Here is a 13060-nt window from a genome sequence, read left to right on the forward strand (position 1 = left end):
CGTCACGCGGGGTGCTATGACAGACCCATGCAGCCAGGTCCGCACAACGCGATCACCGACGTTCCCGGCGTCCTGGTCGGCCAGGTCGAACGCACCGACCCGCCGTACCTGACCGGCACCACGGTCGTCTACTTCCCCGGCACGGCGGTCACCGGCGTCGACGTCCGCGGCGGCGCGCCCGGCACTCGCGAGACCGACCTGCTCGATCCGGTCAACTCCAACCCCGGCGTCAACGCCGTCGTGCTCACTGGCGGCAGCGCGTACGGCCTGGACACCGCCGCGGGCGTCATGTCGTGGCTCGAGACCCGCGGCGAGGGTGTCCGCGTCGGTCCCGGCGACCACGATGTCGTCCCGATCGTGCCCACCGCCGTCATCTTCGACCTCGGTCGCGGCGGCTCCTTCACCGCCCGCCCCACCGCCGACTGGGGTCGCGACGCCGTCGCCGCTGCCCAGGACGGTCCCGTTGCCCAGGGCAACCACGGCGCCGGCGCCGGAGCCCGGGTCGGCGCTCTCAAAGGCGGCACCGGCACCGCCAGCGTCCGCCTCGACGACGGAACCACGGTCGGCGCACTCGCCATCGTCAACGCGGTCGGCTCCGCGGTCTCCCCAACCGGCCGCCTCCTCGGCGAGCACGCTGCCCTGGGCAACGAGTTCGGCGACCTCAAAACCCCCACCGAGCCGCCACCACCGCCACCCGCGGCCCCTGCCATGAACACGGTCATCGCCGTCGTCGCCACCGACGCCCCCCTCGACAAGGCCGCCGCCAAACGCCTGGCGATGATCGCCCACGACGGCCTCGCCCGCTCCATCGACCCGGTCCACACCCTGCTCGACGGAGACTCGATCTTCGGCGCCTCCACCGCCCCCAAGGACACCCCGCGCCTCACCGTCACGGACCCAGCCGCCCTCGCCCAACTCGAGCCGATCTACGCAGCCGCATCCCGCGCCCTCACCCGAGCAGTCGTCCACGCCGTACTCGCCGCCGAAACCGTCGAGTCCCCAGCCGGCCGCCTACCGAGCTACCGCGACGCCTATCCGTCGGCGTTCGAGGCCTGAGTCGTCGCGGCGCATCACGTGCGTACTGCAGTGGTTGCCAGGGTGGTGTAGTTGCCCGGTCTCCCGGAACTTGTCGGCGATCTGCGCGTAGCCCGCTTGGTACAGCTCCAGCGGGCACTGGGCCCGCTCGCCGGCCTCGTACAACCGCGGACCCGCTGAACCCGAAGCCGCCTCCGTCCCCTGGATTCCCGCAGACGATCGTCAGGGCCGGCGTACTACCCAGGGACTACGGCGGGTGGGGATTCGACGACCGAAGGGCGATGGGCGGACGGGACCAAGGGCCGACGTATCGGGGAGCGGTTGGCGGGAGGGTTGGGGTATGACGCAGCCCAGTCCTCAGATGATGCAGGTCCCCGTTCAGAGCAGCAGTTACCCGGCGTTGGCCGGGCGGGGGCTGGTGAAGTACTACGGAGATGTTGTCGGTTTGGCGGGAGTGGACGTCGCCGTGCGGCCGGGGGAGGCGCTGGCGGTGATGGGGCCCAGTGGCAACGGCAAGACGACGTTGCTGCATGTGCTGGCGGGGATTCTGACGCCGGACCAAGGGGAGGTGTGGCTCGGGGGAGAGCGGGTTGATCAGCTCAGTGATGCGCAGCGGACGGTGCTCCGGCGGCGGCGGTTGGGGTTCGTGTTCCAGGACAATCAACTGCTGGCGGAGCTGCCGGCTGACGAGAACGTGGCGCTGCCGTTGATGGTGGACGGGGTGTCGCGGCGGGAGGCGGTGACGCGGGCGCGGGCGATGCTGGCTCAGGTGGGGTTGGCCAACGAAGCGAATCGCCGGCCGGGGGAGTTGTCGGGAGGTCAGGCTCAGCGGGTCGCGATCGCGCGGGCGCTGGTGGGGGAGCCGCAGGCGGTGTTCGCTGACGAGCCGACGGGGGCGCTCGACGCGGCGACCGGTGCGCAGGTGATCGATCTGCTGGTCGGCGCCGCGACGCATCGGGGTGCGGCCGTGGTGGTCGTGACGCATGACGACGCCGTCGCCGCACGCTGCCACCGCGTCGTACGGATCGTGGACGGCCGGGTGAGCGAGCGATGAACCCGATGACCTCGCTCGGGCTGCGGTTCGTGCGCAGACCCGGACCGGGTGGCCGGGCGGCGAACCTGGCCGCGTTCGGCGCGACGGCGATCGTCGCGTTGCTGATCACGTTCCTGATCGCCGGCACGCTCGGGCTGTCCGAACGCAACGACCGGATCGGCTGGCGGGTCAGCGACAGCGGCGACAGCCGTACGGCGGTCGGCGTGACCAGGAACGTCGAGGACATGGTCGACGGCAAACCGTTCCAGCGGCTCGACCTCGCGATCAACAACGACCAGCGCAACGCCGAGCTTCCGGCTCCGCCAGGTCTGCCACACGCACCGAGGCCGGGCGAGGTGTACGTCTCGCCCGCACTGGCCAAGCTCTGGGGCCGGGACCTCAGCGAGCGCTACAAGATCAGCAACCCGACCGGCACGATCTCCAGCGACGGCCTCTCGTCGCCCGACGAGCTGATCGCGATCCGCGGCCTCGAGCCCGGCGCACCCGGGCTGCAGGCAACCAACCGGCCGAACCATCTCGAGACCTGGCGCGGTACGTCGACCGACGAACGGATCGCGATGCTGCTCGCCTTCGTTGCCTTCGGCATCGCGCTGGTCCTGTTCCCGGTGCTCAGCCTGGTCGGTCAGGCGGCCGGCGTCGCCGCGAAGCGACGCGAGCATCGCCTGGCCGCACTCCGGCTGGCCGGCGCGACCCGTGGTCAGGTCCTGCTGCTGAGCGCGGTCGAGCAGGCAGTCCTCGGGTTCTTCGGCGCCGTCGCCGGCCTGGTCGCGTACACCGTGCTCAGCCCGCTGATCGCCCGCATCCCGCTGGGCGGCGGCCGCTGGTACGTCCACGACCTCACCGTCAGTTGGTGGCTCGCCCTGGTCGTCCTGGTCGCCGTACCGCTGCTGTCGGTGCTCAGCGCACTGATCGGACTGGGACGCGTCAGCATCACGCCGCTGGGCGTCGTCCGCGGCCAGACCCGCAAGGGCATCACGCCGCTCCGGCTCACCCTGCTCGTGGTCGGCCCGGTCATGCTCGGCGTCATCGGCAGCGGGGGCGCGCTGCTGCCGCTGGTGATCGGCGTCGGCTTCGGTGCGCTGGCCGTGCGAGTCGTCGGCCCGTTCGCCGTCCAGGTGATCGGCAAGATCCTCGCCCGGACGGCGAAAGGCCCGGTCGCCCTCCTGGCCGGCCGTCGCCTCGTCGATGACCCGAAGGCCGCGTTCCGCCCGGTCGCGGCACTGGTGCTGAGCGGCTTCGTCACCGGTTTCCTCGCGCTGTTCATGCCGTACGGCATCAACGGCGACGGCAAGGACACCGCGTTCGAGTTCTACACCACCCCGGCCCGAACAGCCGTCGTGGCGCAGGACGCGAAGGACCGGCTCGCGAAGGCCGGCCTGCAGGGTGAGGTGACCACCCGAAACCAAGCCGTCGAGATCGTCGTCGCGAGCAACGACCGCGAAGGCGTCCGGACCGTGCTCTACGACCTCGTCCCGTCCAAGGTGCCGTTGACCGACGCGGAGCACGACGAGCACCAGGCCGGGATCTACCTCGACATGCGGCTCGGTGTCGCGCTCCTGCTCGGACTGGTCTTCGTGACCGGCGCCGCGTCGACCGCGGCCGGAGCTGTCGGTACGGCGCTCGACCAAGCCGGTCCCGCGAAGGCGCTGCGCCGCTCCGGCGTACCGCTGTCGGTGATCGAGCGGTCGTCCCGGCTGGCGGCCGTCGTACCGGTGGTCGGGGTCGGTCTGCCGGTGGTCGGCTTCGGAGCGATGTGCGGGCTGCTGCTGAGTGGCGGCCAAGTGATCACGCAGGGCAGTTGGGGAGTCGTGCTGCTGTTCGGTCAGGTCGTGGTCGGGCTGATCCTGGTCGCGGTCGCCGGGGCGGCCGGTGCGCCGGTACTGCGCAAGGCCAGCGTGGGTTAGCGGCAGCCGAGGGACCGGCGCATGCAAGGATGAGGGCATGCGTGACCTGAATGCGCCGGTCCCGGAGCTCACGGACGCCTCCGCCGCTTTGCGCGAGGCGATCGACCGGTGCGGCTACTACCCCGACGTGGTGACGGACTCGCTCGCGATCGCGATCGCCAACGAACCGATCCGGGCCTTCGTGCTGCAGCACGAGCCGACCTTCGACCGCGACGAGGTCCGGCGCCACATCACGATCCTGGCGCTGACCCCGAGCCGGCTGATCGTCGGGCACACCGACGAGCACGCCGCCGACGACCTGATCCGGGCGCCGTACGCGTCGACCTCGACCGAGGCGATCCCGCTGAACCGGGTGAACGCCGTCGTGGTCAACCGCGTCGTCCCGAACCCGGCCGGCTACGCCTCCGGCAAGGCCGACCCGGCCTCGGCGACGGCCGGTGGTGAGGTGGTGCTGACGATCGGCTGGGGCATGGTGAACCGGATCGACCTGGAGCCCGCCGTCTGCGCCGACCCGAACTGCGAGGCCGACCACGGCTACACCGGTTCGGTGGCCGCCGACGACATCTCGTTGCGGATCAGCGCGGCCGCCGACGGCCCGGCCGGGATCCAGCAGGTGCTCGACTTCGCCGCGGCGCTGTCCTTCGCGACCAGTCGGTAGACGTCGTGAGTGACCCGACGCCGACCCTGCCCGCGTACGGCGGCGGGTCGCTCGCCGACGTTCTGCCCTCGGTCGCCGGCGCGCTGTCGGTGCCGGGTGAGCACAACCAGCTCGGCCTGCCCGAAGCGCGCCGGTACGCCGTACTGCTGCTCGACGGCCTCGGCTGGAACCTGCTGCGCCGTCATCCCGAGCTCGCGCCGTACCTCAGCTCGTTGCAGGCCCGGCCGCTGACGGCCGGCGTACCGTCAACGACCGCGACCAGCCTGACCAGTCTCGGCACCGGTCTTCCGCCGGGCGCGCACGGGATCGTCGGCTACTCGGCGATCGTGCCGGAGACCGGTGCCCTGCTGAACGCGCTCGCCTGGGACGCTCCGGTCGATCCGCGCCGGTGGCAACCGCACCCGACGGTGTTCGAGCGGGTGGCAGCCGCGGGTGTCGCGACCCGGAACGTCAGCAAGGCGCGGTTCGACAAGTCCGGGCTGACCGCGGCGGCGTTCCGCGGCAGCGCGCACCGCGGCGCGGACACGATCGAGGACCGGCTGGACGCGACCAGGTTCGCGAGCCGCGAGGGCAGCTCGTCGCTGGTCTACGTGTACGACTCGCAGCTCGACTACATCGGCCACATGCAGGGCTGTGAGTCCTGGCAGTGGCGCAAGGAGCTGACCGCGGCCGACTCGTTCGCGCAGCGCGTGCGGTCGGCGTTGCCGCGCGACGCCGTACTGGTTGTGGTCGCCGATCACGGCATGGTCGACATCGCGCCCGAGAACCGGATCGACCTCGACGCCGACCCGACGCTGTCCGACGGCGTCCGGCTGATCGGCGGCGAATCGCGGTTCCGGCACCTGTACTGCGTACCGGGCGCGGAGCCGTACGTCGCCGAGCGCTACCGCGAGCTGCTCGGGGACCAGGCGCTCGTCCTGTCCCGGTCGGAAGCGACCGAGCGCGGCTGGTTCGGGTCGGTCGAGGAGCGGGTCGCGCCGCGGATCGGTGACGTCGTGGTCGCCTCGCTCGGCCCGGTCGCACTGGTCGCCTCGACGCGTTTCCCGCAGGAGGCCGGGCTGATCGGCGTCCACGGTTCACTGACCGACGACGAAATGGCCATCCCGCTCCTGGTCGACGTGGGCTAGAAGCTCCACACGTTCCAGAAGAAGGTCGTGGTGGCGTCGCGCGCCTCGGCGTCCTGCGCCCGCACGGTCACCTTGTAGCGCCCGGGGCCGGGCGTGAGGACACCCGTGATCCAGCCGCGCTCCGGGTCGATGCTCAGTCCCGGCGGCAGTCCGGTCGCGGTGTAGCTGATCTCGCCCTTGCTGCTGAGTCCCTTGATCAGCAGCGGTACGGCGGGCAGCCCGCCGAGGCCGAGCTGGTCTCCCGGCTTGGTGATGGTCACACCGGACGAGGGCGTCTTCGTCGAGGCGCCGACCGCCTCGGCCGCGTCGACCAGACCTTCGCCGTAGAAGGAGTTGTTCTGGTCCGAGCCGGTGCACTCGCCGCCGGACGCCGCCGGGCAGGTCAGGTCGTTGGCCTGGGTCGAGAGCCGGTCGCGGACCTGCTCGGGGGTGAGCTTGGGATTCGCGCTGCGCAGCAGGGCCGCGACGCCGGCGACGTGCGGCGCGGCCATCGACGTACCGTCGAGGCTCTGGTAGCCACCGCCCGGGATGGTCGAGTAGACGTCCTCGCCGGGGGCCGCGACGGTGATCTTGCCGGTGCCGTAGTTGGAGAAGCTCGACTTCACGCTGCTGCCGTCGACCGAGGCGACGACGACCATGTTCGGCAGCTCGGTCGGCAGGCTCAGGCAGTCGTCATTGATCGTGCGCTCGCCCGGGGTCGAGTCGTTCGGGCTGGTGTCGTCGCTGGTCTTGGCCGCCAGGTTGTAGTTCTCGTTGCCGGCCGCGGCGACGTTCACCACGCCCTTGCTGTCGGCGTACGCGACCGAACGGCGGACGGCCTCGGCGATCGCGTCCTGGTCCGGGTCGCTCGGGCAGGTGAACAGCCACGGGTCGGTGTAGTAGCTGTTGTTGGTGACCGAGACGCCCTTGTCGGCGGCGAAGACGAACGCGCAGACCGTGTTCTCCGGGAAGAACAGCTGGCTGCCGGCTTCGGCGACGCGGATCGAGGAGATCCGCACGCCCGGAGCGACGCCGACCATGCCCTTGCCGTCCTTGGCCGCTGCGATCGAGCCCGCCACGTGGGTGCCGTGCTCGCCGACCGGCCGCCAGGCGCCGGGCCGGGTGTCGATCTTGCCGTAGGCGCAGGACGCCGAACGGGCCGCGTCGAAGTTCGGCTTGAGGTCGGGGTGCTGGTCGTCGACTCCGGTGTCGAGCACACCGACGGTGATCGACTTCGACCCGGGGTTGACCGCCCAGGCCTGGTCCGCGCCGATCTGCTGCATGTCCGGGCGGGGGATCTCCGGCGACTCGTCCGGGGTCTCCCGCGGCGCCGCTGGGACAGCCGGGCTGGCGGCCGCGGCCGGAACGTCCGACGTACGGGTGGCGCCGACCTTCTGGACGCCGCTCACACCGCGCAGCTTCGCGGCGAAGTCGGGGATCGCCGAGTGCACGACCACCACGCCGATCGCGTCGTACGTCGCGTAGACGGTGCCGCCGTTGCTCGTGACCGCGGAGGTGACCGCGGCGGTCTGCTTCGGGGCGGTCAGCACGAAGTAGGCGCGCAGCCCCGCCTCGGCCTGGATCGGCACGGCAGCGGCCACTTCCACAGCCGGCCCGGCGGCCGGTAAGAGAGCCGACGCGAGGACCAGAGCGAAGGAACAGGCGGAGAACAGGGCTTTGCGCACGACCAAGTAGAACCTGGGGAAGGTGCAGAACGAAAGCCGACGCCCCCCGGCGTTACTGACCCGCAAGCGACTTTGGCAGGATGGGCGCCCGTGGCTGAGCTGCTCTACTTCACCGGGACCATGGACTGTGGCAAGTCCACGCTCGCCCTGCAGATGGATCACAACCATCGGGCCCGCGGCCGGCAGGGCAGGATCTTCACCAGCCACGACCGCGCCGGTGAGTCGGTGCTGTCCTCGCGGCTCGGGCTGGCGGCCGAGGCGATCGAGGTGCGCCCGGACTTCGACTTCTGGGAGTACGTCGTCGGCGAGCTGACCCAGGGCGGGCGGATCGACTACGCGGTCTGCGACGAGGCGCAGTTCTACCAGCCCGAGCAGGTCGAGCAACTGGCCCGGATGGTCGACGAGCTGCAGATCGACGTGTTCTGCTTCGGCATCCTGACCGACTTCCGGGCGACGCTGTTCCCGGGGTCGGCCCGGCTGGTCGAGCTCGCCGACCGGATGGAACTGCTCCAGGTCGAGGCACTGTGCTGGTGCGGCGAACGCGCCACTCACAACGCGCGCACGGTCGACGGCGAGATGGTCACCGAAGGTGAGCAGCTGGTCGTCGGCGACATGGTGCAGGACGACCGCGAGGTCGCCTACGAAGTACTCTGCCGACGGCACCACCGGCGCCGGCTGACCACGGCCCGGGCCCGGGCCACGCTGTCTCCCGAGGTTCTCCCGTTCGGAGGTTCCGTTTCATGAAGCCGTTGATCACCGCCGCCGAACTGCTCTCCGGCCTCGAGGGCGTCGTCGTCTTCGACGCCACCTGGAACCTGATCGGCCCACCCGGGCGCGAGGCCTACGACGCCGGGCACATCCCGGGGGCGTACTTCGTCGACCTCGACACCGAGCTGGCCGGTCCGCCCGGTGAGGGCGGTCGGCATCCGTTGCCGGACGCAAGCGTCGTCGAGGCGGTGCTGCGGCGCGCCGGCGTCGAGGCCGGTACGCCGGTGGTCGTATACGACGCGGCGAACTCGATGGCGGCCGCGCGGGCGCGGTTCGTGTTCCGGTACTTCGGCGTTCGGGATGTTCGGGTGCTCGACGGCGGGTTGGCGGCCTGGAAGTCGGCCGGGGGAGAGGTCAGCACGGAGGTGCCGGCGGACGCGGGTGGTTCGTTCGTCGCGACGCCGGGCAAGCTGACGATCCTCGACGCGCGGGGTGCGGCGGCGCTGGCGGAGTTCGGCGTACTGCTGGATGCTCGGGCGCCGGAGCGGTTCGCGGGTGAGGTCGAGCCGATGGACAAGGTCGCCGGGCACATCCCTGGTGCGGTGAACGCGCCGACCACCGAGAACGTCCGCGCTGATGGGCGTTTCCTGGCTCCCGCGGATCTGCGCGCCCGCTTCGCCGCGCTGGGTGTCGACGGGTCGACGCAGGTCGGTGCGTACTGCGGCTCGGGCGTCACGGCCGCTCATGAGGCGCTCGCGCTGGAGATCGCCGGGGTGGACGCGCCGGTGTACGTCGGGTCGTGGTCGGAGTGGATCACCGATCCGGAGCGCCCGGTCGCCACCGGTCGGGAGTGAACTTTCGATCAGGGTGGTAATGCTCGGCCGATGACTTGACTTGGTTGTGCCGTCGGCTCAGAGTCAGGACAGAAATCGATTTCCCATCCGCCCCTGGAGGAGTCGCATGTCCGAGCCGCTCAACCGTAGGACGTTCCTCAGAGCCGCTGCCGGTGCCGGAGCGCTGCTCGCCGTACCGGGTACCGCCTCGGCGGGCACCCAGGCCGTGCTGACCACCAAGGTCGCCGACCTGACCGGGCCGGGGCTGACCGACCGGTTCCGGATGGCGGCGACCGACCTCGGCATCCCGGCGCGCACGCCGGACGGGCGGATGCTGTTCATGTTCGGCGACACCTTCGAGCAGGCGCGCGTCGGCGGCGGGTGGTGGCGCTCGCCGGTCGCGTTGTGGTCGACGACGACCAACCTGGCCGGTGGCGTGCAGTGGTCGGGCGCGGTCGGCGGCGCGGCGGCCCAGCAACTGTGGGACTACCCGCACGACAACCCGACGTTCTCGACCGTGCTGCCGTCGGACGTGATCACAATCGGCGGCTCGATGTACCTGCACGCGATGGTGAACAAAGGCTTGGGCAATGTTGTCTGGACCGAGATCTGGCGGTCGGACAACTCGGGCGCGAGCTGGTACCACACCGGTGCCAAGTTCGACCCGAACCTCGACGGGGGCCTGTTCCAGTGCCTGACCTGGGGCGAGGGCAACGACGGTTACGTCTACGTGTACTCGACCGGGTTCCAGCGCAACAAGCCGATCATCCTGAAACGGGTCCGCAGCAACCAGATCGCCAACCCGGCGGCGTACGAACCCTGGGGTTGGCGCAACGGAGTCTGGGCCTGGGGCAACCCCGCCACTCCGATCCTCAACGGCAGCTTCGGCGAGCTGTGCCTGCGACCGCTCGGCGGCAAGTGGGTGCTGACCTGGTTCAACGCCGGCGACTACCGCATCGACGGCATCATCATGGACACGCCCACGTCGAACCTCTACACCGCCTACCGCCAGACGCTGATCTACGGCGGCGCGTGGGGCCAGGAGAACGACAACCACGTCGCCCAGCTGTACGGCGGCTACATCATCCCCGGCTCCACCCTCAGCGACCTGCATCTCGCGGTCAGCCAGTGGAACACCTCGGCCGGCTGGCCGTACCGGGTGATGCAGTTTCGCGTCCGCGGCTTCGGTTAGAGCTCGAGCACCATGGTGTCGGAGCCGCCGTTGCGCCCGATCGTGCGGAAGCCGAGCGATCGGTAGAGCTCGGCCGCGTGGTTGTCCGGCTCGACGCTCAAGCTGATCTGCCCGTACGCCGCCTGGCGCGCTGCGTCGATGAGTGCAGTGAGCAGCGCGCGGCCGGCTCCTTGGCCGCGGCTGTGCGCGTTCACGCCGATGCTGAGCTCGGGGACGTCGTCGCCAACGTAGCCGTAGCCCGGCCGGTCGGCGGTGAGCAGGCGAGCCCATGCGGCTCCGATCGGGCGGGAGTCCAGCTCGGCGACGATGCCGAAGTCACCGGGTCGCATCCAGCCGTCGACGTAGCGCCAGGCGTGGTCCTCGGCCCGCAGTTGATCCATCGTGAACCGCGGTTGGCCGTCCCAGTTGTAGGCCTCGAGCAGCATCGCGCTCAGCAGGTCGAAGTCGTCGGCGGTCGCCGGTCGAAGGTGCATGCGTTGATGATCGCGGAGGGCGGATCACTCGTCATCTGATTTGGCGGGCAGCTCGGTGATCAGGGGCTGCCAGTCGTCACCGAGTTCGTGGAGGCGCTTGAGCTCGGCGAAGGCGGCCAGCCAGCCGGCCTCGTGCCGGGCGGCGTCGTCGGTCTCGGTGTAGCCGCTCTGGACGAAGGTCAAGTGGGTCTTGCCGCCGGAACCTTCCAGCTCCCAGTGCACGATCGAGCCCTCGTCGTCGCCGTACCCGAGTCGCCGGCCGGGCTCGAACTCGAAGATGCGGCCGTCGACACCGACCGCCATCCGGCCACCGGGACGCGCCTCGATCTCGGGTTTCCAGCCGAACCAGCGTTCGACGGCGAGCGGGTCGATCAGGGAAGCGAAGGCATCCGCGGGAGTGGCGTCGACGCTGAACGTCACGTTGATCTTCAGGGATCGCGTGGGGGAGAAGTCGGCCTTGGGCGTCAGCTCACGGCCTTCGACGTACGCGGCGAGGTTGGCCAGAGCGAGCGGCCAGAAGGTGTGCATCGCGTGCAGCCCGTCGCGCCGGCCCGGCGGGTTCATCAGTTCGTCGAGCGTCGGGGTGTGGTCCTGGGTCAGAACGAGGGCCGTGTCGCCGAGATCTGTCGAGGTGAGGTCGAGGGTGACCGTTGTCGGCTGGTCGTCGAGCGTCCACTCGAACGCCAGCCGCCGGCCCGGCTCCGCGGCGGTGAGCCGCTGACCGCCGCCGCCCTGCGGAGTGAAGCGCCCGCCGAACGTGTACCGGCCGGCGTCGAGGTCGACCTCGGCCTTCTCGGCCAACCAGCTCTGCAGCGCGGACGATCCGGTCAGGGCGGCGAAGACCTGCTCGGCCGGCGCCTTGATCCGGGTCCGAAGCGTCAGGATGTCAGTCATCCGCGTTCTCCTTCGGGTAGCAAGCAACGGCCAGTTTCAGTACGTCGCCCTCGCTCCCGCCGTGGCGCGCGAACAGGTCCTGCAGCGTGGTCCGGAGATCGTCGAGGAACTCCTGGCGGCGTGCGCGGGGAACGCAGATCTCACCGGAGACGCCGATCGTCGGCACCTCGCGATCGGTGCGCAGGACGGCGAGATCGCTCTGTAGGTCCTCGACCAGGTTCAGCAGGTAGCCGAGGCTGAGCTCGTCCTGCACATGTCGGGAGCCGATCGTGCCGACCAGGCGCGGCGACAGCCAGTACGACTGGGCGCTGGCCTGGTAGATGCCCTCGACGATCCCGCGCACCCGCCGCTCGGAAACCTGGTCGACCAGCCGGGCGTCGACCAGCTTCTTCACGTGGTAGTAGACCCGCTGCGCTGACTGGCCGAGCACCGCTCCCACCTCGGTGCAGGAGCGGGGCTCGGCCAGTTGCCGCAGCACCTCGACCCGCTGAGGCTTGAACAACGCCTCAGCCTGGCCGAACTCATCGACGTACAAGAGGTCTTTCATGGTACGACCGATGATTTATGTAAAGAACTTCTTTGTCAATCAGTACGGCAGCGCGACGTAGTCCACGTGCTGGCCCGCGTTGGGGTCGTCGGCGACCTCGCGGGGGACGTCGCGCACGATCAGGCCCGCTTCCGCCGCTGCGGTGAGGGCGGCCTGGTCGTAGCGGGTCTTGCGCCAGATATCGACCATGTACTTGCGGGTCTTGAGGTAGTCGACGTACCGGGCCATGTGGGCGTCGTCGAGGCCGAGGGCGGCGAACAGCGCGATCCGGTCGCCGTCCTTGCTGGCGATCCGCCACTTCGGGTACTTGTCGTGCTCGTTCGGCAGCGGCGCCTTCGACTTCGGCCAGCGCAGCAAGGTGCCGTTGCCGCTGTGCGTGGTGCGCAGGCTCCAGACCGCGACGTCGCCGACCCGGGTCCGGACGTAGACGTTCTCGCCCACGTTCAGGTCGGGGGTGTTGTGCGACTGGTGCCGCAGGTTCAGGCCGCCGGTGTGGCGGTAGTGGTCCTGCAGGTAGACGCCGAAGCGCAGGATCGTGTACCGGCCGTTCCAGTCCGGGGCGTTCGGGTCGACCCGGTCGGCGTTGTCCTTGTGGAAACCACGCTGGACGCCGTTGACGGTGAACGCGCTGTCGCCGGTGTAGACGATCTTGTCGTCGCCGAGGATCTGCCGGGCGATCTTCACGAAGTTGCCGTCGGTCAGCACCTCGCGCAGCCGCGGGTTGGCGAGCAGGTCGCCACCGAAGTTCTTCCGGGACCAGTGCGCCGCTTCCCGCAGCCGCTTGACGTCGCTGGGGGAGTAGACCCCGCGCACGATCGTCCAGCCGTTCTCCCAGAATCCGTTCACGTCGACGTTGTTGACCGCTGACATGTCCCACCCTTCCAGTTCGCCGGAACCGATCGCCCGGTCTACCCGGCACGATGCCGACGCTGCCGAAAAGGTTGCGAAGCCGGGACAACAGTTCTCCGGGC

At 70.2% G+C, this 13060-nt stretch carries 13 protein-coding genes; 8 read left to right on the top strand and 5 right to left on the bottom strand.

Going from position 1 to position 13060, the window contains the following annotated elements:
• Positions 1 to 27 precede the first annotated feature (27 nt).
• The 5 genes from ACQPXM_RS20340 to ACQPXM_RS20360 all read left to right on the top strand — a co-directional run bounded on the left by ACQPXM_RS20340 (position 28) and on the right by ACQPXM_RS20360 (position 5778).
• The gene (locus ACQPXM_RS20340) at positions 28 to 1056 is read left to right on the top strand and encodes a P1 family peptidase (RefSeq protein ID WP_432950895.1); all 1029 of its coding nucleotides are present in this window, start codon (positions 28 to 30) and stop codon (positions 1054 to 1056) included.
• Positions 1057 to 1375: 319 nt separating this feature from the next.
• Positions 1376 to 2089 carry an ABC transporter ATP-binding protein gene (locus tag ACQPXM_RS20345; RefSeq protein WP_432950897.1) on the top strand — a complete coding sequence of 238 codons (714 nt, stop codon included), beginning with the start codon at positions 1376 to 1378 and terminating at the stop codon, positions 2087 to 2089.
• A complete protein-coding gene (locus ACQPXM_RS20350; protein WP_432950899.1) occupies positions 2086 to 3993 on the top strand; it encodes an FtsX-like permease family protein in 1908 nt (635 codons plus the stop codon). The genes ACQPXM_RS20345 and ACQPXM_RS20350 overlap by 4 nt, the downstream gene beginning before the upstream one ends.
• Positions 3994 to 4030: 37 nt before the next feature.
• Entirely contained in the window at positions 4031 to 4651 is a 621-nt protein-coding gene (locus ACQPXM_RS20355) for a DUF5998 family protein (RefSeq protein WP_432950901.1), read from the top strand.
• A gap of 5 nt (positions 4652 to 4656) precedes the next feature.
• The gene (locus ACQPXM_RS20360; protein ID WP_432950903.1) at positions 4657 to 5778 is read left to right on the top strand and encodes an alkaline phosphatase family protein; all 1122 of its coding nucleotides are present in this window, start codon (positions 4657 to 4659) and stop codon (positions 5776 to 5778) included.
• Here ACQPXM_RS20360 and ACQPXM_RS20365 read toward each other — a convergent pair.
• Positions 5775 to 7358 (bottom strand): S8 family peptidase, encoded by a 1584-nt coding sequence (locus ACQPXM_RS20365; protein WP_432950905.1) that lies wholly within the window; start codon positions 7356 to 7358, stop codon positions 5775 to 5777. The genes ACQPXM_RS20360 and ACQPXM_RS20365 overlap by 4 nt on opposite strands.
• A gap of 174 nt (positions 7359 to 7532) precedes the next feature.
• Here ACQPXM_RS20365 and ACQPXM_RS20370 point away from each other — a divergent pair, with 174 nt between their 5' ends.
• The 3 genes from ACQPXM_RS20370 (at position 7533) to ACQPXM_RS20380 (ending at position 10175) form a co-directional block, all read left to right on the top strand.
• Positions 7533 to 8186: a thymidine kinase gene (locus ACQPXM_RS20370; RefSeq protein WP_432950907.1), complete on the top strand. Its 654-nt coding sequence runs from the start codon at positions 7533 to 7535 to the stop codon at positions 8184 to 8186.
• The gene (locus tag ACQPXM_RS20375) at positions 8183 to 9004 is read left to right on the top strand and encodes a sulfurtransferase (protein ID WP_432950909.1); all 822 of its coding nucleotides are present in this window, start codon (positions 8183 to 8185) and stop codon (positions 9002 to 9004) included. The genes ACQPXM_RS20370 and ACQPXM_RS20375 overlap by 4 nt, the downstream gene beginning before the upstream one ends.
• A gap of 106 nt (positions 9005 to 9110) precedes the next feature.
• Positions 9111 to 10175: a DUF4185 domain-containing protein gene (locus ACQPXM_RS20380; protein WP_432950911.1), complete on the top strand. Its 1065-nt coding sequence runs from the start codon at positions 9111 to 9113 to the stop codon at positions 10173 to 10175.
• Here the strand turns inward: ACQPXM_RS20380 and ACQPXM_RS20385 are convergent.
• The 4 genes from ACQPXM_RS20385 to ACQPXM_RS20400 are packed head-to-tail and all read right to left on the bottom strand — an operon-like array spanning position 10172 to position 12959.
• On the bottom strand, positions 10172 to 10648 hold the full coding sequence (locus tag ACQPXM_RS20385) for an N-acetyltransferase family protein (protein WP_432950913.1): 477 nt from the start codon (positions 10646 to 10648) through the stop codon (positions 10172 to 10174). The genes ACQPXM_RS20380 and ACQPXM_RS20385 overlap by 4 nt on opposite strands.
• A gap of 24 nt (positions 10649 to 10672) precedes the next feature.
• On the bottom strand, positions 10673 to 11542 hold the full coding sequence (locus ACQPXM_RS20390; protein ID WP_432950915.1) for an SRPBCC family protein: 870 nt from the start codon (positions 11540 to 11542) through the stop codon (positions 10673 to 10675).
• Entirely contained in the window at positions 11535 to 12089 is a 555-nt protein-coding gene (locus ACQPXM_RS20395; RefSeq protein ID WP_432935336.1) for a helix-turn-helix domain-containing protein, read from the bottom strand. Before ACQPXM_RS20395 ends, ACQPXM_RS20390 begins: the two co-directional genes overlap by 8 nt.
• 39 nt (positions 12090 to 12128) lie before the next feature.
• Positions 12129 to 12959, bottom strand: a complete 831-nt coding sequence (locus tag ACQPXM_RS20400; protein ID WP_432935338.1) for a hypothetical protein — start codon at positions 12957 to 12959, stop codon at positions 12129 to 12131.
• Between the last annotated feature and the right edge of the window lie 101 nt (positions 12960 to 13060).

The sequence above is a fragment of the Kribbella sp. CA-253562 genome (genome assembly GCF_050942265.1).
Lineage (GTDB): Bacteria > Actinomycetota > Actinomycetes > Propionibacteriales > Kribbellaceae > Kribbella.

What these genes read in the sequence shown, in the direction of transcription:
- ACQPXM_RS20355 (WP_432950901.1), top strand. Translation starts at nt 4,031, where the DNA reads ATGCGTGACCTGAATGCGCCGGTCCCGGAGCTCACGGACGCCTCCGCC.
- ACQPXM_RS20350 (WP_432950899.1), top strand. Translation starts at nt 2,086, where the DNA reads ATGAACCCGATGACCTCGCTCGGGCTGCGGTTCGTGCGCAGACCCGGA.
- ACQPXM_RS20340 (WP_432950895.1), top strand. Translation starts at nt 28, where the DNA reads ATGCAGCCAGGTCCGCACAACGCGATCACCGACGTTCCCGGCGTCCTG.
- ACQPXM_RS20380 (WP_432950911.1), top strand. Translation starts at nt 9,111, where the DNA reads ATGTCCGAGCCGCTCAACCGTAGGACGTTCCTCAGAGCCGCTGCCGGT.
- ACQPXM_RS20390 (WP_432950915.1), bottom strand. Translation starts at nt 11,542, where the DNA reads ATGACTGACATCCTGACGCTTCGGACCCGGATCAAGGCGCCGGCCGAG.
- ACQPXM_RS20385 (WP_432950913.1), bottom strand. Translation starts at nt 10,648, where the DNA reads ATGCACCTTCGACCGGCGACCGCCGACGACTTCGACCTGCTGAGCGCG.
- ACQPXM_RS20400 (WP_432935338.1), bottom strand. Translation starts at nt 12,959, where the DNA reads ATGTCAGCGGTCAACAACGTCGACGTGAACGGATTCTGGGAGAACGGC.
- ACQPXM_RS20375 (WP_432950909.1), top strand. Translation starts at nt 8,183, where the DNA reads ATGAAGCCGTTGATCACCGCCGCCGAACTGCTCTCCGGCCTCGAGGGC.
- ACQPXM_RS20395 (WP_432935336.1), bottom strand. Translation starts at nt 12,089, where the DNA reads ATGAAAGACCTCTTGTACGTCGATGAGTTCGGCCAGGCTGAGGCGTTG.
- ACQPXM_RS20345 (WP_432950897.1), top strand. Translation starts at nt 1,376, where the DNA reads ATGACGCAGCCCAGTCCTCAGATGATGCAGGTCCCCGTTCAGAGCAGC.